The organism is Olsenella sp. SW781 (assembly GCF_012027725.1).
Lineage (GTDB): Bacteria > Actinomycetota > Coriobacteriia > Coriobacteriales > Atopobiaceae > Thermophilibacter.
On record NZ_SJOU01000037.1, the window covers coordinates 1 to 775 of the forward strand.

The window sequence follows — 775 nt, forward strand, 5'->3', positions numbered from 1 at the left end:
CGCCCCTCGCAGTAGAAGAGCCTGGTCTCGCCCTCGGCCTCGCCGAGCAGGGCCGCGATGGCCGCCTCGTCGGCGAACTCCGAGCCGTTGTCGGTGAGCACGAGCCGGAACACGCGGCGCACGCCGTCGGCCCCCAGCGCCTCGCGCACGAGGCCGAGCCCGGCGAGGACGGCGCCGCAGGTGCCGTCGGCCACGGGTATCGCCAGCTGGAACGACGTCGGCCTGTGGTAGAGGGTGAGCAGGCGCGCGGAGTCGGCGGCCGAGCCCTCCACCGTGTCCATCTCCCAGGCGCCCGCGCGCTCGTCCTCGGTGAGGCGCATGAACTCCTCGTGCGACCTGCGCGCCGAGTGGCGCTCGGCTCGCCTCGGCGCCGAGCGGCGGCGGGGCCTGTAGCCCACCTTCCTCCTCAGCTCCATGTTGGTCATCTCCGCGTAGCCCGCGTCGACCCAGCGGTAGATCGTGCTCGCCGAGAGCCCCAGGTCCGGCCTCGTCGCCGCGATCTGCTCCGGCGAGAGGCCCCTCCGCAGGCCCTCGCGTATCGCGTCGAGCTTGGACGCCACGGAGAGCTCGGTCTCGTCGATGCCGCGCCTGCTCCCCCTGAGCTCCTCGTCGGCGGCGCGCTGGGCCATCCTCGCGCTGTAGAACACGCGCGGCCTCCTCGAGCAGCCGTAGGCCCTGCGGTGGCCGCAGCCGTCGCGGCACCTCGGCCACGACCCCAGGCGCGGGCACGCGGCCGCCAGCGCCGCCGCCTCGGGCGCGGGCTCCCCGTAGTGGG

The 775-nt window shown here is 75.1% G+C and carries 1 protein-coding gene; it reads right to left on the minus strand.

Annotated elements, in window-relative coordinates; all coding sequences use genetic code 11:
* Positions 1-775, minus strand: a 775-nt coding sequence (locus E0L17_RS10885) for a transposase family protein (protein ID WP_502706251.1), incomplete at both ends; no start/stop codon positions are given.